Here is a 15,902-nt window from a genome sequence, read left to right as displayed (position 1 = left end):
ACAAAGGAGAAGTGATGTCACGCACCACCGACAAGCTGCGCACGATGCTGAAGGTCGTTGCGCTGGGCTGCAGTGCCAGCCTTGCTCTGGCTGCCTGCGGGGGCGGCAGCTCGGACGCCGACAAGGGCAGTGACTCCGGCAAGAAGCTGGTCTACTTCATGGCCCCCAACACGACGCCGACCCGGTACATCCAGCAGGACGGGCCTGACTTCAAGAAGGCGATCCAGAAGCTCGACAGCAACGTCGAGGTCAAGTTCGTCAACGCAGGTGGCGACTCGGCTACCCAGCTGACCCAGGCCAATGCGGCCATCGCAGCCGGGGCCAAGGCGCTCGTCGTCGTGGCGGCCGACCCCAACACCAGCGCCAGCCTCCTGGAGGCAGCAGCCAACGCCAAGGTACCGGTCATCGGCTACGAGAACTCCCCGCTCAACGGTCCGATGTTCGCCCAGGTCATCTTCGACCCGGTCAACGTCGGCAAGCTGCAGGCCGACTACTTCGTCTCACAGCTCGACGCCGGCGCATTCGGACCCAAGCCGGTCAAGCTCGCCCGCCAGTACGGCAACAAGGGCGATGTCTACACGACCGACATGCTGACGGGCCAGAACGGTGTCCTGCAGCCGCGGATCGACGACGGCTCGATCGACGTCGTGTGCGAGGACTACATCAAGAACTGGGACCCGGCCAACGCCCAGACGGCAGCCGACCAGTGCCTGACCAAGACCCAGAACAAGGTCGGTGCCTTCCTCGGCTTCTACGACGGCAACGCCTCGGGCATCATCGCGGCGCTGAAGAGCAAGAACGCCAAGGTGCCCGTCTACGGCGGTCAGAACCCTCAGCTCAGCGGACTGCAGTACATGCTGACCGGCGATCAGCAGGACAACGTCCTCAAGGCCTTCTCGGTCGAGGCCGAGGCTGCCGCGAAGATCACGCTCGCTGCGATCAACGGTGAAGAGCCCCCGACCGACCTGGTCAAGGACGTCGTCGACAACGGCGGCGCGAAGGTGCCGACCGCCAAGCTCGGCTCGACCCACATCCACCTCGAAGAGGGCAAGGCGCCTGGCGACGTCGTCCAGAAGGCCGTCGATCTGGGCATCTTCACCTGGGCACAGATCTGCACAGGACCGGCGAAGGACACCGACACCTGCAAAGAGAAGGTCTGACCTTCCCCAGTCTTCGGACTGCCAGATCGATCTACCCGTGAACTGGGGGCGGCAGCCACCGGCTGCCGCCCCCACCAACGAAGGAATCACCATGCCAGAAAGCCGGAATGCCGTCGGCGCGACCCAGGTCGCCACGACGCCACCGCTCCTCGAACTGACTGCCGTCTCCAAGTACTTCGGAGGCGTCCGCGCCCTCCATGAAGTCGACCTCACGCTGCACGCCGGCGAGGTCGTGGCCCTGGTCGGCGACAACGGCGCCGGCAAGTCGACCCTGGTCAAGATCATGGCCGGCGTCGAACGTCCCGACGAAGGCTCGGTCCACGTCGACGGCGAGGCGGTGCGGCTCGACAGCCCCCGCGCGGCCGCGAGTGCCGGGATCCACACCGTCTACCAAGACCTCTCCTTGTGCGACAACCTCGACGCGGTCAAGAACCTGTACCTCGGCCAAGAGGTCACGACCGGCCTGTGGCGGGGACGCGCGCTGCGCCGCTCCGTCATGGAGAACCACGCCCGCGAGCTGCTGGAAGGCATGTCGGTCAAGCTGCGCTCGTTCACGTCACCGGTCGGCGGCATGTCCGGCGGGCAGCGCCAAGGCATCGCGATCTGTCGTGCGCTGGTCTCCGACCCGCGGCTCGTCATGCTCGACGAGCCGACCGCCGCCCTGGGCATCACCCAGCGTTCCGAGGTCCTCGACCTGATCTTGCGGCTCAAGGAGCAGCAGCGCGGAGTGCTGGTCATCTCGCACGACCTCAAGGACGTGCAGCACGTCGCCGACCGGGTCGTCGTGCTGCGTCTCGGCACCAAGGTCGCCGAGTTCGAACGAGGCAAGTACACCGCGACGGATCTCGTCTCGGCCATCACCGGTGCACACGAATGAGGAGCACGATGAGCAAGACACCAGCAGCGGGCAGCACCGAACGGGCGACGCCCATGGGGGCCCGGTTGATCGGCAGCTTCGACGAACGGTTCCGCAGCGTTCCGGTGCTGGGCGTCCTCGCGCTGATCTGGCTGTTCTTCTACACCCAGAACTCGGCGTTCCTCAGCTCACAGAACATCACGAACCTCGCCCTGCAGATCGTGACGACCGCGATCTTGGCCCTCGGCATCGTGTTCGTGCTGCTGGTCGGAGAGATCGACCTGTCGTCGGCGGTGCTGTCGGGAGTCGCGGCGACGATCGCAGCCAATCTCGCGGTCAACCACGGCTGGAACCTGTACGCGGCGCTCGCAGTCGCCCTCGTGGTCGGCGTCGTCGCGATGCTGATCCAGGCGGTCATCGTCGTGTTCGGCGTGCCCTCGCTGATCGTGACCCTCGGCGGCATGGTCGTCTTCCAGGGTCTGCTGCTCGTCGTACTGCCGCCTGAGTTCACCGTGAGCGTCGGTGGCACCGAGTACGCCAAGATCGCCAGCTCGCACCTGCCGACCAGCATCAGCTTCATCCTGACCTTCGCCCTGTGGGCGGCGTTCGCGGTCACCCGCTGGCGTGCTGGAGGTGCGAGTCGGCCGCTCGCGGCGCTCGCCCCGATCGTGCTATGCGGGATCGCGTTGTTCGGCGGAGTGGCCATCCTGACCCAGGCCAATGGGCTGCCCGTGCCGGTCCTGATCCTCGCGGTCATGCTGGTCGGCGCGTCCTACCTGACGACGCGGACCCAGTACGGAGTGCGCCTGTACGCCGTCGGCGGCAACCGCGAAGCCGCCCAGCGAGCGGGCATCCCGGTCGCGCGGATGGTCATCTACTCCTTCCTGATCCTCGGCGCCTGCGCCGTGATCGCCGGCGTCATCGACGCATCGCGGCTGCTCGGCGTGTCCAACTCGTCCGGCGGCGGTCCGCTGATGCTCAACGCGATCGCTGCGGCAGTCGTCGGCGGGACCAGCCTGTTCGGCGGCCGTGGCACCGTGTGGTCGGCGCTGCTCGGAGCCTTGGTGATTGGATCGATCACGAACGGGGTTCAGCTGCTGGGCTTCTCGCCTGAGGTGCAAAACTTCGCCACGGGTGGCGTACTGATAATTGCAGTGGCAATGGACGTGGTCATCACGCGCGGCTCCTTGTGGCCGCGACGCGTGTGAACGTCCAGCTGTCCGCACCTACAGACCAGAGGAGACCGTCAGACATGATGCGGTCGGTTGAACCCACACCAGATGAAGGGCAGCCCGCGTGGACTCCCACGCGTGACCAGGTCCTCGGATCACGGATCGTCGAGTTCGCGCGCTGGGTGCAGGAGCGCGAAGTCACCACGTTCGCCGACGTCACCGACTACCAGGAGATCCACGCCTGGGCGTCGACCCACCCGGAAGGGTTCTGGGGCTCGGTCGCCGAGTTCTTCGCGGTCGAGTTCCACACCCCGCCGAGCGCCGTCTGGGAAGGGCCTCAGATGCCGGGGACGAAGTGGTTCCCCGGTGCGACCCTCAACATCGCCGAGCACCTGCTCCGGTCTGCTGACGCCGACCGGGACGCGATCATCATGCTGCGCGAGGACGGCCTCGAGTCGTCGATCACGCATGGCGAGCTGCGCCGTCAGGTCGAACGCCTCGCCGGGTGCCTGCGTGCGCTCGGTGTCGAGAGCGGCGATCGCGTCGTGGCCTACCTGCCCAACTCGATCGAAGGCGTCGTCGGCTTCCTGGCGACCGCCTGGATCGGAGCCACCTGGGCGCAGGCGGGCCTCGACCTGGCCGCGCCGTCGGCCGCTGACCGGCTCGCCCAGCTGGAGCCCAAGGTCCTGATCGGCGGTGGCGGGTACTTCTTCAAGGGCATCGTCCAGGACCGGCGCAACGAGGTCCGGCAGCTGAAGGAGCTGTTGCCGACCCTGACCCACACCATCGCGGTCAGCACGTCGGGCCTGTCGCTCGACGCCGAGGGTGACGACGTCCTCGCGTGGGAGACCGCGCTCGCCAGCGCCGATCCGGTCGAAGTCGTGCCGGTGCCCTTCGACCACCCGTTGTGGGTGCTGTTCACGTCAGGGACCAGCGGCCTGCCCAAGGGCATCGTGCACGGGCACGGTGGAGCGCTGCTCGAACAGTTCGCGTCGCCCGGGTTCCACCTCGACCTTCGGGCCGAAGACGTCTTCTTCTGGTACACCAGCCCGAACTGGATGATGTGGAACGCCCAGGTGTGCGGGCTGCTGCACGGCGCCACCATCGTGCTGTTCGACGGCAGTCCCATCGAGCCCAGCGCCGACCGCATGTGGCAGATCGTCGACGAGCACCGGGTCACGGTGTTCGGCACCAGCCCGGGCTTCTTGAAGACGTGCGAACGGGCCGGCTGCGAGCCGGGCCGCGACTTCGACCTCGACCACATGCGCGTCATCGGCGTGACCGGCTCGATCCTGCCGGGCACCGCCAACGCGTGGGTGCGTCAGCACGTCAGTCCCACCGTCCAGGTGGGATCCACGAGCGGCGGCACCGATGTCGTCGGCATCTTCGTCTCGAGCAACCCGATGCTCCCGGTCTACGACGGTGAGATCAGTGGCGTCGCGCTGGGCATCTCGCTCGAGGTGTGGGACGACGACGGGCGACCGGTGCCCCCGGGGGCGTCAGGCGAGATGGTCATCACGCGGCCGATGCCGTCGATGCCGATCGGCTTCTGGAACGACCCCGACGGCGAGGCGTACACGTCGACGTACTTCGCGGAGTTCCCCGGCGTGTGGCGTCAGGGCGATGCGATCACCCTGACCGACCGGGGCACCGTCATCATTCACGGTCGCTCCGACGCGACGCTGAACCGCAACGGCATCCGGATCGGCAGCGCCGAGATCTACGACGCCGTCGAGTCCCTGCCCGAGGTCTCTGACTCCCTCGTGGTGGGCGTCGAGCGCGAGGACGGCGGCTACTGGATGCCGTTGTTCGTCGTCAACGACGGCAGCGAGGGTGACGCCGAGCTTGTCGAGCGCCGGATCCGTGACCGGCTGCGCGAACGGACGTCACCGCGTCACGTCCCCGACGAGATCGTCTTCACCGAGGCGTTGCCGCGCACCAAGTCGGGCAAGAAGCTGGCAGGTCCCGGTCAAGCGGCTCCTCGCAGGGCGACCGGCTTCCGACGTCGTGAGCAACGGCGCGGTCGACAACCTCGACGCCTTGCAGTGGCTCGTCGACTTCGCTGCGGAGCGGGCCGCGACGGCTGGCGAGGCGGCAGTCGAGCCGACCGACGACTACAGCAACTGGCGGACGTACTCGACCCAGCGCATCTCCAACATCCTGGCGGCGGCGTTGGACGCCTTCGCGGAGAAGGGCTATCACGGCACCAGCACCCGTCAGCTGGCCGAGCGTGCGGGACTGTCGGTGCCGGGGATCTACCACCACTACCGGTCGAAGCAGGACATCCTGGTCGACCTGATGATGGTCGTCATCGACGAGCTGATCGAGCGCAGCCGGTACGCGTTGGAGGAGGCGGGTGACGAGCCGCGGGCCCAGTTCGACGCCTTGGTCGACTCGTTGCTGCTGTTCCACATGAACCGGCAGAAGGGCGCGGTGCTGTCGGCCAACGAGATGCGCAGCCTCACCCCCGAGAACCGCAACAGGTACGTGTCGCGGCGCGACGAGCAGCAGCGCATGCTCGACATCGTGGTCTCCGACGGGGTCGAGAACGGCGACTTCAAGACGCCGCACCCTGGCGATGCCAGCCGGGCGATCACGTCGCTGTGCCTCGGCGTCTCCAGCTGGTACCGCGCGGACGGCGAGCTTCCGGAGGACGAGTTCCTGAACCGTTACCGGGGCATCGCGCAGTCGATCGTCGGAGTTCCCTGACGCTGACCGGTGCCGATCGCGTGGGCAGTCTGCTCGTGCGATCGGCCCGTCTGCTGGACGGGTCAGGCCTTGTGCTTGCGGGACCGGTTGCGGATCGCGTCGAACGCGATCAGGAGCGCGAGGACCAGGAGCCCGCCAAGGATCGTCATTACCGCAGTCATGATGATGAGACGGCGCAGCTGACGTTTCATGACGCGGATCCGACGAGACGGTTTGGAGAGGTGTGCTCGCTCCGCTGGACGGGACCGGGCTGTGTCAGCCTTTCCGAACTACGCGGAGTACCAGCAAAAAACCGAAAAGAACTACTCCGGTGTTCCGGTTGACGCCTTCGGAGTAGTTCATCCGGACCATTCTGCGCTGAGTGGTTCGTGTCAGGCTGTCTCCCCTTTTAGACTTGGGGCGAGGGAGACTGACATGAGGGTGAGACCGATCGAAGGGCTGCGCGCGCTGCCACCGTTGGCAGCCGCCTCGGCCTTGATGTACGGCGCGGGCGTCGTGCTGATCCTGCTCGGCCTGATCACGTGGCAGCCCGAGCGCAACCCGATCTGGATCCTGCTGGTCCTGGCTGCGGCCGCTACTGGCACCTTCGTCTGGACCCTCCTGAGGCGCGAGCGCTTCACGATGAACGAAGCCTTCATGTTCATGGGTCTGCAGCCTTCGCGATTGCGGCCATGACCTGGAACACCAATCAAGACCTCGGGGCGCTGGCCAACGGCACGGCGCTACCCATCCTGGGCGCGTACGCCGTCTGGTTCCTGCGCTGGCCGGCCGGCCGGACACTGTTCTATGCCGGAGTCGTGCTGTGGTTCGTCGCGATCCTGAGTCGCGACAACACGGCCCTGACCGGGTTCGCGCTCACCCTGGTCGTAGAGACCGTCATCGCGACCGAGGTGTTCTGGTGGATCAAGACCCGCATGGACCGTCTCGTCCGCACGGACCCGCTGACCGGCGTGCTCAACCTGCGCGGCGTCACCGAGGCGTTGGACCGCGAGATGTCGCGCTCGTCGCGCCGCCAGATCCCGTTGTCGGTCGTGTCGATCGACCTCGACGGGCTGCGCGCCCTCAACAACACCCTCGGCCATCGCGCGGGCGACGACCTCTTGCAGGCCGTGACCGAGCACTGGCAGCGCGAGATCCGCAAGTTCGACGTCATCGGTCGCACGGGCGGCGACGAGTTCGTGATGGTGCTCCCCGAGACCTCGATGGACGTCGCGGAGCGGGTCGTCGAGCGTCTGGCTCGTACGTCTCCGGGCCAGTGGTCGGCGGGAGTCGCCGAGGTCAAGCCGGGCGACTCGGTCGAGACCGTGCTGGAGCGCGCCGACCAGCGGATGTACGTCGACAAGGCGGCCCGACACACCGCGTGAATTCACCTGATTGACGCCGCCCCGGCTGGGTACATGGGGTGTAGTCAACGAAGGGAATCCTCATGGGACTCGAAGACAAGATCAGCAACGCCGTCGAAGACGCCAAGGGCAAGGTCAAGGAAGCGACCGGCAAGGCGACCGATGACGAGTCGCTCGAAGCCGAAGGCAAGGGCGATCAGGCCAAGTCTGACCTCAAGGGCGCTGGCGAGAAGGTCAAGGACGCGTTCAAGCACTGAGCGTTCAAGCGCGCGGATGATCGCGTGCTCCCAGATCCCGGGTGCACCTGCCACACGCTGGCGGGTGCACCCGTTCTGTGTCACCAGCTGTCGTTGAGCACCGTCAGACCTGTCACGGCCAGGCCGTTCGCGGCAAGGTCGGGGATCAGGTCTCTGAGCGGCGCCTTCGCGAGATGCTGTCCGTTCCTCGCGTCGATCGCTCGCAGGGAGTCGCCCGCGTCCGACTGGCCGACGACGTAGATCGTGTCACCGACCCGGGCCCACGCAGCCGGGGGATCGTCGAGCGTGAACCTCCGCTTCGCTGCCCCGGACCGGAGATCGACCTGCCAGAGTGTCGAGTCCTCGTCGAAGGACGAGACAGTGTCGGGATCGCTGCCCGCAGCGGCTTGTCGAGGTAGGCGCCGCCGAGGCCGGTGACCGGAGTGCTGGCAACCTCGCCGCTCTCGACCTCCCACCGCACGACCTGTGACTCCACGACCTCTTCATCTCCATCGAGGATGTCGTGGATGAACGAGAAGACGCCGTCAGTGCACACGGCGCTGCCGGAAGTATCAGCCGCAGTACCTGGCGACCAGCGACCGACGACCTGATCGTCGGGTGTGGCCGTCACGTCGATCAACGAGTACTCGACCGGGTCTTCAAGAGTGTCTGCCGCCAGGCCATATATCTTGTCGTCGCACACCGTCGTGCCCAGCAGGTCTGGAGTCACTTGTTGGACCACGACGGTGCTGGGTTCCGTCGTGACGGCCAGATACTCGTCCCCCCTCGTTAAAGATGCCCACACGGGTGTCCGGCTGGACGACGTGCAGTGCGTCCTGGCTGTGAAGGTCGACGTGTCGCGGCATGCTGTGAAGTCGGCCATCGGTCAGGGCGTACTCGTTCTTGGTGCCGCTGAAGTAGATCGAGTCATCGTCGGCGACGACAGCTGGCCCAATCGTGTCGTCGGTCTGCAGCCTGGTCGCGTGACCTGACTTGTTGATGAAGATGAGCGCCGATCCAGAGTCGCCCTTTTCGATCGGCACGACGCTCAGCACGGCGATGCTGTCGCTGACCAGGGACCCGTTCGGGTCGGCCTCGGGCGGCAGCGGTGGGGTGCAGGCGGCGAGCCCTGCGGCGATCACGACCACCGCGAACGTTGCCCGTGCGACTTTCACAGCTCTCCCTGACGTCGGATGCTGCCACAGGCTACCCAACGACAGGGCCTAGCCGGTGGTCGATGTCAGCGAGTCGAGGAGGTCCAGCGTCGTGGTCCACGCCGCAGAACGCGGATCGATCACGACGAAGTGGTCGCCATCGACTTCGGTCAGAGCTGCATCGCCACCCGCCGCGGTGGCGCGTTCGACGTATTCGGTCGACTGGCTCAGGGGCACGAACTGGTCGGCGGTTCCGTGGATGCACCTGATGGGGACGTCGACGGGAAGCTGCCTGGTCGGGTCGGCAGCGTCATAGCGGCTGTCGACCGTTCCGCCCATCAAGGCCTGCACAGCACCACGGCCCAGGTCGTCGTCGATGGCCGCAGCCAGGTCGAGCACCCCGGCTTGCGAGACCGCCGCCGTCACAGGCACGCGCGGGTCGGCCCACGGTGTCCCCGTCAGCTGCGGCCGGGACGCTGCCCACACCGCCAGGTGGCCGCCGGCTGAGTGCCCCAAGGTGACGACGGTTCCCAGGTCGAGCCCCGCGACGTCGGCCAGTGCGTCGATCGCTGCCGAGACGTCGTCGAACGTCGTCGGCCAGCCACCGCCGTTGCCGACCCGACGGTACTCGACGTTGTAGGCCGTCCACCCGTGCGACACGAGCGAGGCCGCCAGAGGCCGGCCTAGCGACAGGTCGTACTCGGCACGCCAGAATCCGCCGTGGATCACCACGACGACGCCCCTGGAGACGCCGACCGGACGGGTCAGCTCGGCGAACTGCTGCGCGTCCGGACCGTAGTGGATCTGCTCCATGCGCTGCCCCTTGTCAGTTGCGCGGTCGATCACGCGGTCGGTCGATCTCGACGAACAGGCGGCCACGAACCCGGCAGCCGCCAGGGAGAGAACGCTACGACGATCCACGCCTCCATCCCAGCCGACGTACGCGTCGTCCGCCAGCTGAACCCGCTCGGCGCAGTGTCAGGGTGACGCAGAACTACCGATAGAATCAGCACCTGTCGAGTCCTAGGAGGGGCCCTTTCGTGGACGTCCATGACCTCGATCGCTATCTGCTGGTCGGGTCTGGCGTGCTCATCCTGGCTGTCCTCGCCGTCCGTCTCTCGGTCAGCATCGGACTGCCCTCGCTGCTGGTCTACCTCGGACTCGGACTGGCCCTCGGCAGCTAGGCCTCGGCATCGACTTCAGCGACGTCGGGCTGGCCCACGCACTCGGTTTCGGCGGACTCGTGCTGATCCTCGCCGAAGGTGGTCTGACGACCAAGTGGGATCAGGTCAGACCCAATCTGGGCTACGGCCTGCTGCTCGCGACCCTCGGCTCGGCGATCAGCGTCGTCGTGGTCGCGATGGGAGCCCACTTCCTGCTCGGCATCGAGTGGGAGCTGGCCGTTCTCCTGGGCGCAGTGCTCACGCCGACCGACGCTGCCGCAGTCTTCTCGGTGCTGCGCACCGTGCCGCTCAAGTCGTCGGTCAAGGGCACCCTCGAAGCCGAGTCCGGTCTCAACGACGCCCCGATCGTGGTGCTCGTCGTCGCGATCAGCGCCGGCGAGGTCGCTGACAAGGGAGTCGCCTACCTGGTCGGCCTGATCCTGTTCGAGCCGCCGTCGGTGTCGCGTTCGGGCTCGCGATCGGCTGGCTGGGCGCCTACCTCCTGCGCCGCGTCGCGCTGCCCGCGTCGGGCCTGTACCCGCTGGTCGTGTTCGCGTTCACGGTGCTGGCCTACGGCTCGTCTGCGGCTGTGCACGCCAGCGGGTTCGCCGCGGTCTACGTCGCGGCGCTCGTGCTCGGCAACGCCGAGCTGCCACACCGGATGGCGACCCGGTCGTTCGTCGAGGGCATCGGCTGGCTGGCCCAGATCGGCCTGTTCGTGATGCTCGGCCTCCTGGCCAGCCCCGAAGAGCTGCGGTGGTGGCACGTCGGCCAGGGGATCGCGATCGGTGCCATCTTGACCTTCGTCGCCAGGCCTTTGACGGTCGCGGCTTGTGCCATGTGGTTCGGCCGCAGCGCCCGCGAGCAGGTCTTCGTGGGCTGGGCCGGACTCCGCGGGGCCGTCCCGATCGTTTTGGCGACGATCCCGTTGTCGGCGGGGGTGGCGGGTTCGCGCGATCTGTTCAACATCGTGTTCGTCGCCGTCGTGATCTACACCCTGCTCCAGGCTGCGCCGTTGGCCCGGCTCGCGGCAGCTTGCGGCGTGCTGACCGACGATGCGCGCGACGTCGAGGTCGAGGCGGCGCCGCTCGAACGAGTCAGCGCCGACCTGCTGCAGATCCACGTGCCGAAGGGCTCGAAGCTTCGCCGGCGTCGAGGTGGGCGAAGCTGCGGCTGCCGATCGGCGCGTCGGTGTCGCTCGTGGTGCGCGAGGACAAGACGTTCGTCCCCGCACCGCACCGACCGGATCGCCGTCGACGACGACCTGCTGATCGTCACCGCCCGGTCAGTCCGCGAAGCCACCGAGGTCAGGCTGCACCTGGTCGGGCGCTACGGCCGCCTCGCCGGCTGGGGCACCGAGCCCGTCTGAGACCGACTTGGCCCAGCGCTCGACCTCGTCAGACTGGCGGGGTGGCAGGCGTGCAGATGCTGATGTCGCGGTCGGTGCGCAACGACGTCTTGGGCGACTTCTTGAGCCCGGAGTACTTGTCGCCCACGATGACCGTGATGCCCTCGTCGACCGTGAGATCAGGCTTGGCGTACTGGACCTTGTCGCGGAACTGCGCAGCGACGAGACGGACCCGGGGGTCCTTGCGGTCATTGGTCAAGATCGCGACCCGACGCGGCTTGGTGACGCTCGTGCTGTTGCCGATCTCTCCGCCGCGGAAGCCGTTCGCCTGCAGGTCGATCCGTACGCGATTGGCCAGGCCGGAGCGCGCCGATGCATTGAACACGTTGATCACGACGGCATTGCTGTCGAGTGCTGTACCGGACGCCACGACCGAGGCCTGGCACGACGTGTCGGCCTCGACCGGCTCGGTGCCGGCGGTCAACAGGCGAAAACCGATGAAGGTCGCGACGACGAACACCGCAGCGGAGACCAGGAGGGTGACGGCTTGTTCATGCGTGTCGGCCGATCGAGTGAACCCGGGCGTGAAGCATGTTGCGCTGCTGGAGGGCCGCTCGGAGCGCACGGTGCAGACCGTCCTCGAGATACAGCTCGCCCTGCCAGCTGACGACATGGGCGAACAGGTCACCGAAGTAGGTGGAGTCGTCGTCGAGCAGATGCTCGAGATCGAGCTGGGTCTTGGTCGTGGTCAGGTCGTCGAGCCGCACCTGAGACGGCGATATCTCCGCCCACGCGCTTTGAGACAATCCGTGGTCGGGATAGGGACGCCCGTCGCTCACCCTCCGAAAGATCACCTGGTCAGTCTAGACAGACGTCTGTGAGAGCGGCGGTAGCCTGAGCCCATGACCGCGAGCGATGACGCCCAGGCTGCCGCCGACGAGGCCGCCCGAGTCGCTGCAGAAGCGCAGGCCGCAGCGGTCGCGGCCCAGAAACGGGCCGACGAGCTCGCCGCCGCAGCCGAGAACGCGGCAGAGAACGCGGCTGGGCAGACATCCGCAGCACCTGCAGCGCCCAGCGAGATCGTTCAGCTCGTCCCGCTCCGGATACGCCTTCGAGGGTGCGGCGATCGAGATGGGCGCGCTGCTCGACGGCGAGCCGGTGCCCGAGGCGCAGATCCGCATCCCGCTCGCGATGCTCAACCGACACGGACTGATCGCCGGCGCGACCGGCACCGGAAAGACCAAGACCCTGCAGGTCATGGCCGAGCAGATCGCGGCGCACGGGGTGCCGGTGTTTGCCGCCGACATCAAGGGCGATCTGTCCGGTATCGCCACGGCGGGCACCAGCAGCGACAAGCTGCTCGAACGCACCCGGAGCATCGGGCAGGACTGGCAGCCGATGGCCTCACCGACGGAGTACTTCGCGCTCGGCGGCATCGGCGCGGGTCTGCCGGTGCGGGCGACGATCGACGACTTCGGGCCCACGCTGCTGGCCAAGGTGCTGGGTCTCAACGGCACCCAGGAGTCATCGCTCGGCCTGGTGTTCCACTACGCGCGCAATGCCTCGCTCCCGCTGGTCGACCTCGCCGACCTGCGCGCCGTCCTGACTCACTTGACCAGCGCTGAGGGCAAGAACGAGCTGAAAGCGCTCGGCGGGGTGTCGACGTCCACGGTCGGGGTGATCCTGCGCGAGCCATCGTGTTTCGCCGACCAAGGTGCCGACCAGTTCTTCGGCCAGCCCGAGATCGAGGTCGCCGACTTCTTGCGGACGGCCCCCGATGGCCGCGGCATCGTGTCGCTGCTCGAGGTCCCGGGTGTGCAGGACAAGCCGGCGCTGTTCTCGACCTTCCTGATGTACCTGCTCCACCGGCTGTTCAAGGAGCTTGCCGGAGGTCGGTGACTCCGACAAGCCCGAGCTCGTGTTCTTCTTCGACGAGGCGCACCTGCTGTTCTCGGACGCGTCCGACGACTTCCTCGAGACGATCACCCAGACTGTCCGCCTCATCCGTTCGAAGGGGGTCGGCATCTTCTTCGTGACCCAGACGCCCAAGGACGTCCCGAGCGACGTCCTGGCTCAGCTCGGCTCGCGGGTCCAGCACCAGCTGCGTGCCCACACCCCCGATGCGGCCAAGTCACTGAAGGCGACGGTCTCGACCTACCCCCACACGGCCTACGACCTCGAAGAGGTGCTGACCTCGCTCGGCATCGGTGAGGCGATCGTGACGGTCATGAGTGACCGCGGCGCTCCCACCCCGGTCGCCTGGACCAGGCTGCGAGCGCCCCTGGGCTCGATGGACCCGACGCCGGTCGACCAGATCGAGGCTGCGGTCTCAGCGTCTGCGCTGCTGACGAAGTACGCCACAGCCGTCGACCCCCGGTCGGCCAGCGAGATCCTCGGCGAGCAGGTCGCCGCAGCAGCGGACGACGAACACCTTCGTCAAGAGGCAGACGCGCTCGACAAGGCAGCGCGCAAGACGCCTCGCACCGGTTCGCGCACCACATCTCGATCGCGTCGGATGTCGCCGGTCGACCGTGCTGTCGGGGAGGCGAGTCGGACTCTGGCCCGCGAGCTGATCAAGAATCTGTTCAGAAAACGTCGGTGACGATGTCTACCCTGGGGAATGAATTCATACTTTTGGCGGTTGCTGTATGAGTTGCATGAGGTAAGTATGAATACTGAGAAGGCGCACTGCGGCGCCTTCCGTCAGGCAGGGGCCTGAAGGGGAAGCAGGAGGAGTGGTGGCTCAAACATCACAGCAGGCTCATCGCACCGTCGTTGAGCGCGCCTCCGGAGCCCTGCCCGCAGTACGCCGCGCAGGCGTCGAGATAGCCCTCATCGGTGCCCTCTACATCGCCTACTGCATCACCCGTACCTTCGCCTCGACAGCGTTCGCACCTGCCCGTGGCCGTGCCCTCGACATCTTGACGTTCGAGCGGTCGTGGCGGTTCGACGTCGAGTCGTGGCTCAACGACCAGTTCCTGCACCATGAGTGGCTCGCCGTCGGCAGCAAGCTGGTACGCCACGACGCACTACCTCGTGACGTTGCTGGTGCTGATCTGGATCTTCCGGCGCAGCGCGGTCGAGTACCTGACCGCCCGCCGTGCCCTCGTGCTCGCCTCGGTGATCGGCTTGACGTTCTACCTGCTCATGCCGACGGCTCCGCCACGTCTGGTCGGCGGCTACCACGACATCTTGAGCCTCAACTCCGGCATCGGCTGGTGGAGCCAGAACGGGTCCGCCCCCAAGGGCATGGGCAACATCACCAACGAGCTGGCGGCCTTCCCGTCCCTGCACGCCGGCTGGTCGCTGTGGGTCGCCCTCGTGCTCATCCGGGCCGGCGCCCCGCGCATCGTCCAGGTGCTGGGCCTGCTCTACACCGCGATCATGGCGTTCGTCATCGTCGGCACCGGCAACCACTGGGTCCTCGACGCGATCGTCGGCTGGGCCGTCGTGCTCCTGGCGTTCGTGGTCATGGTCGGCTGGGAGCGTCGTGCACCGGCCGGCGAGCCTGAAGAGCAACCTGCGTTGACCTGACCTGGTCGCACCGGTCTGCCCTGAGCCTGTGGGTGCGCTGGGAGTTTGTCGGCAGTGGCGTTTGCCTGCGCTGAGTAGGTTGGCGGCCAGAGATCGTGGCGCGTGAGCCCGGTCCGTGTCGAGAGGACCGCCCATGCGGAGCCTGACCAGGCCACAAGTCGTCACCGGTGCAGTCGTTGCCGTGATCGTCGCAGTCTTCGCTGTCGTCGTCGCCGTCGAGGTCGCCACGAAGCCAGAGCCGCCCAAGGGCGCTGAAGCCGCCAAGCCACGATCCGCGCCGACAGCCACCGGCTCGACGACGTTCCCGAGGCCAAGGCGACCCTCGTGGAGTTCCTCGACTTCGAGTGCGAGTCATGCCTGGCCGCGTACTCGTTCGTCGAAGACCTCCGCGAACGGTACGACGGCCAGCTCACCTTCGCGATCCGCTACTTCCCGCTCGACGGGCACAAGAACTCCCGCAATGCCGCCCACGCGGTCGAGGCGGCAGCCCGCCAGGGAAAGGTCGAGCAGATGTACAGCCGGATGTACGAGACCCAGTCGCAGTGGGGCGAGCAGCAGGAGTCGCAGGCCAAGCTGTTCCGCACGTACGCACAAGACCTCGGCCTCGACCTCGACCAGTACGACACCGACGTCGCCAGCGCCTCGGTGGCCGACCGGGTCGAACGAGACTTCCAAGACGGCCTCGACCTCGGAGTCACCGGCACCCCGACGTTCTTCCTCAACGGGAAGCGGCTTCGCGCCGAGACCACGCAGCAGTTCTACGACGCGATCGACGCTGCTGTCTCCTGAGGCACGGGCCTGGATGCAGAAGAACCAGCGTCAGTCTGTGATTCCAGACCGACACTGGCTCTTTGCGTAGCGGCGGAGTAGACCTCCGCCGGTTCGGCTGTGCGGGGAACCAGCTCGGTCCGGTGCGTTCCAGACCGAGCACGGCTCCACGACTAGCGGCGGAGGATAGGGGATTCGAACCCCTGAGAGCTTTTCACTCAACCCGCTTTCCAAGCGAGCGCACTAGGCCACTATGCGAATCCTCCGTGGACGAGGCTACCTGTTGCCTGATCGCGACGGACAATCGGACTCCCCGTTGGGTCGTTGCACCCGCTTCCGTATGATGGTCGCAGCCCCTCGCGTGGCGATACATCACTCAACTCCCCCAGGGCCGGAAGGCAGCAAGGGTCGGTGGTCTCTGTCGGGTACGCGGGGGGTCCTTGCATTCCCACCGCCCCG

The 15,902-nt window shown here is 66.9% G+C and carries 20 protein-coding genes, 1 tRNA gene, 1 other RNA gene and 3 pseudogenes; 17 read left to right on the top strand and 8 right to left on the bottom strand.

The window, feature by feature from the left end:
• Positions 1-14: 14 nt before the first annotated feature.
• The 6 genes and pseudogenes from ACHMWU_RS24205 (at position 15) to ACHMWU_RS24180 (ending at position 5,897) form a co-directional block, all read left to right on the top strand.
• A complete protein-coding gene (locus ACHMWU_RS24205; protein WP_396047866.1) occupies positions 15-1,160 on the top strand; it encodes a substrate-binding domain-containing protein in 1,146 nt (381 codons plus the stop codon).
• A 91-nt stretch (positions 1,161-1,251) separates the two neighbouring features.
• Positions 1,252-2,037, top strand: coding sequence for an ATP-binding cassette domain-containing protein (locus ACHMWU_RS24200; protein WP_396047864.1), 786 nt, complete (start codon positions 1,252-1,254; stop codon positions 2,035-2,037).
• A gap of 8 nt (positions 2,038-2,045) precedes the next feature.
• Positions 2,046-3,224, top strand: a complete 1,179-nt coding sequence (locus ACHMWU_RS24195; protein WP_396047862.1) for a sugar ABC transporter permease — start codon at positions 2,046-2,048, stop codon at positions 3,222-3,224.
• Positions 3,225-3,268: 44 nt separating this feature from the next.
• Positions 3,269-5,134, top strand: a pseudogene (locus ACHMWU_RS24190) (acetoacetate--CoA ligase); the annotation flags it as partial.
• Positions 5,022-5,420: pseudogene (locus tag ACHMWU_RS24185) on the top strand (TetR family transcriptional regulator); the annotation flags it as partial. The pseudogenes ACHMWU_RS24190 and ACHMWU_RS24185, both read left to right, overlap by 113 nt.
• A gap of 66 nt (positions 5,421-5,486) precedes the next feature.
• Entirely contained in the window at positions 5,487-5,897 is a 411-nt protein-coding gene (locus tag ACHMWU_RS24180; RefSeq protein WP_396049196.1) for a hypothetical protein, read from the top strand.
• A 62-nt stretch (positions 5,898-5,959) separates the two neighbouring features.
• On the opposite strand, the gene ACHMWU_RS24175 is transcribed toward ACHMWU_RS24180, so the two are convergent.
• Positions 5,960-6,088: a hypothetical protein gene (locus ACHMWU_RS24175; RefSeq protein ID WP_396047860.1), complete on the bottom strand. Its 129-nt coding sequence runs from the start codon at positions 6,086-6,088 to the stop codon at positions 5,960-5,962.
• A 223-nt stretch (positions 6,089-6,311) separates the two neighbouring features.
• Here ACHMWU_RS24175 and ACHMWU_RS24170 point away from each other — a divergent pair, with 223 nt between their 5' ends.
• The 3 genes from ACHMWU_RS24170 (at position 6,312) to ACHMWU_RS24160 (ending at position 7,497) form a co-directional block, all read left to right on the top strand.
• Complete coding sequence (locus tag ACHMWU_RS24170; protein ID WP_396047858.1) at positions 6,312-6,572, top strand: hypothetical protein; 261 nt, start codon at positions 6,312-6,314, stop codon at positions 6,570-6,572.
• Positions 6,569-7,261: a GGDEF domain-containing protein gene (locus ACHMWU_RS24165; protein WP_396047856.1), complete on the top strand. Its 693-nt coding sequence runs from the start codon at positions 6,569-6,571 to the stop codon at positions 7,259-7,261. Before ACHMWU_RS24170 ends, ACHMWU_RS24165 begins: the two co-directional genes overlap by 4 nt.
• 62 nt (positions 7,262-7,323) lie before the next feature.
• Positions 7,324-7,497: a CsbD family protein gene (locus tag ACHMWU_RS24160; RefSeq protein WP_396047854.1), complete on the top strand. Its 174-nt coding sequence runs from the start codon at positions 7,324-7,326 to the stop codon at positions 7,495-7,497.
• Positions 7,498-7,577: 80 nt separating this feature from the next.
• Here ACHMWU_RS24160 and ACHMWU_RS24155 read toward each other — a convergent pair whose 3' ends face one another.
• The 3 genes from ACHMWU_RS24155 to ACHMWU_RS24145 all read right to left on the bottom strand — a co-directional run bounded on the left by ACHMWU_RS24155 (position 7,578) and on the right by ACHMWU_RS24145 (position 9,551).
• A complete protein-coding gene (locus tag ACHMWU_RS24155; RefSeq protein ID WP_396047852.1) occupies positions 7,578-7,952 on the bottom strand; it encodes a hypothetical protein in 375 nt (124 codons plus the stop codon).
• Between the two features lie 183 nt (positions 7,953-8,135).
• Positions 8,136-8,651 carry a hypothetical protein gene (locus tag ACHMWU_RS24150; RefSeq protein ID WP_396047850.1) on the bottom strand — a complete coding sequence of 172 codons (516 nt, stop codon included), beginning with the start codon at positions 8,649-8,651 and terminating at the stop codon, positions 8,136-8,138.
• A gap of 48 nt (positions 8,652-8,699) precedes the next feature.
• Positions 8,700-9,551, bottom strand: coding sequence for an alpha/beta hydrolase family protein (locus tag ACHMWU_RS24145; RefSeq protein ID WP_396047847.1), 852 nt, complete (start codon positions 9,549-9,551; stop codon positions 8,700-8,702).
• A 119-nt stretch (positions 9,552-9,670) separates the two neighbouring features.
• Between ACHMWU_RS24145 and ACHMWU_RS24140 the strand changes: the two genes are divergently transcribed.
• From ACHMWU_RS24140 to ACHMWU_RS24130, 3 genes and pseudogenes are all read left to right on the top strand, one after another.
• Complete coding sequence (locus tag ACHMWU_RS24140) at positions 9,671-9,814, top strand: hypothetical protein (protein ID WP_396047845.1); 144 nt, start codon at positions 9,671-9,673, stop codon at positions 9,812-9,814.
• Positions 9,815-9,873: 59 nt separating this feature from the next.
• Positions 9,874-10,149, top strand: a pseudogene (locus ACHMWU_RS24135) (cation:proton antiporter); the annotation flags it as partial.
• Between the two features lie 122 nt (positions 10,150-10,271).
• Positions 10,272-11,162, top strand: a complete 891-nt coding sequence (locus ACHMWU_RS24130) for a cation:proton antiporter (protein ID WP_396049195.1) — start codon at positions 10,272-10,274, stop codon at positions 11,160-11,162.
• Positions 11,163-11,190: 28 nt separating this feature from the next.
• On the opposite strand, the gene ACHMWU_RS24125 is transcribed toward ACHMWU_RS24130, so the two are convergent.
• Together ACHMWU_RS24125 and ACHMWU_RS24120 are read right to left on the bottom strand one after the other, a co-directional pair.
• Positions 11,191-11,661, bottom strand: coding sequence for a LytR C-terminal domain-containing protein (locus ACHMWU_RS24125; protein ID WP_396047843.1), 471 nt, complete (start codon positions 11,659-11,661; stop codon positions 11,191-11,193).
• A gap of 31 nt (positions 11,662-11,692) precedes the next feature.
• Entirely contained in the window at positions 11,693-11,995 is a 303-nt protein-coding gene (locus ACHMWU_RS24120; protein ID WP_396047841.1) for a type II toxin-antitoxin system VapB family antitoxin, read from the bottom strand.
• A 277-nt stretch (positions 11,996-12,272) separates the two neighbouring features.
• Here ACHMWU_RS24120 and ACHMWU_RS24115 point away from each other — a divergent pair, with 277 nt between their 5' ends.
• Together ACHMWU_RS24115 and ACHMWU_RS24110 are read left to right on the top strand one after the other, a co-directional pair.
• Positions 12,273-13,040 carry a helicase HerA-like domain-containing protein gene (locus ACHMWU_RS24115; protein WP_396047839.1) on the top strand — a complete coding sequence of 256 codons (768 nt, stop codon included), beginning with the start codon at positions 12,273-12,275 and terminating at the stop codon, positions 13,038-13,040.
• Positions 13,024-13,743, top strand: a complete 720-nt coding sequence (locus ACHMWU_RS24110) for a helicase HerA-like domain-containing protein (protein ID WP_396047837.1) — start codon at positions 13,024-13,026, stop codon at positions 13,741-13,743. Before ACHMWU_RS24115 ends, ACHMWU_RS24110 begins: the two co-directional genes overlap by 17 nt.
• Positions 13,744-13,891: 148 nt before the next feature.
• Here the strand turns inward: ACHMWU_RS24110 and ACHMWU_RS24105 are convergent, their stop codons facing one another.
• On the bottom strand, positions 13,892-14,128 hold the full coding sequence (locus ACHMWU_RS24105) for a hypothetical protein (RefSeq protein ID WP_396047835.1): 237 nt from the start codon (positions 14,126-14,128) through the stop codon (positions 13,892-13,894).
• On the opposite strand from ACHMWU_RS24105, the gene ACHMWU_RS24100 reads away from it, so the two are divergent.
• Both ACHMWU_RS24100 and ACHMWU_RS24095 read left to right on the top strand, forming a co-directional pair.
• Positions 14,127-14,675: a phosphatase PAP2 family protein gene (locus ACHMWU_RS24100; protein ID WP_396047833.1), complete on the top strand. Its 549-nt coding sequence runs from the start codon at positions 14,127-14,129 to the stop codon at positions 14,673-14,675. The genes ACHMWU_RS24105 and ACHMWU_RS24100 overlap by 2 nt on opposite strands.
• A gap of 324 nt (positions 14,676-14,999) precedes the next feature.
• Positions 15,000-15,464: a DsbA family protein gene (locus ACHMWU_RS24095; protein WP_396047832.1), complete on the top strand. Its 465-nt coding sequence runs from the start codon at positions 15,000-15,002 to the stop codon at positions 15,462-15,464.
• Between the two features lie 159 nt (positions 15,465-15,623).
• Here ACHMWU_RS24095 and ACHMWU_RS24090 read toward each other — a convergent pair.
• Positions 15,624-15,709 (bottom strand) — tRNA-Ser (locus tag ACHMWU_RS24090).
• An 82-nt stretch (positions 15,710-15,791) separates the two neighbouring features.
• On the opposite strand from ACHMWU_RS24090, the gene ffs reads away from it, so the two are divergent.
• Positions 15,792-15,888: signal recognition particle sRNA small type (ffs, locus tag ACHMWU_RS24085), an RNA gene on the top strand.
• Positions 15,889-15,902 lie beyond the last annotated feature (14 nt).

Source organism: Aeromicrobium sp. UC242_57 (genome assembly GCF_044452305.1).
In the GTDB taxonomy this organism is placed as follows: Bacteria; Actinomycetota; Actinomycetes; order Propionibacteriales; family Nocardioidaceae; genus Aeromicrobium.
Note: the sequence above shows the minus strand (reverse complement) of the source record. Positions and strands in the feature narration are given on the sequence as shown.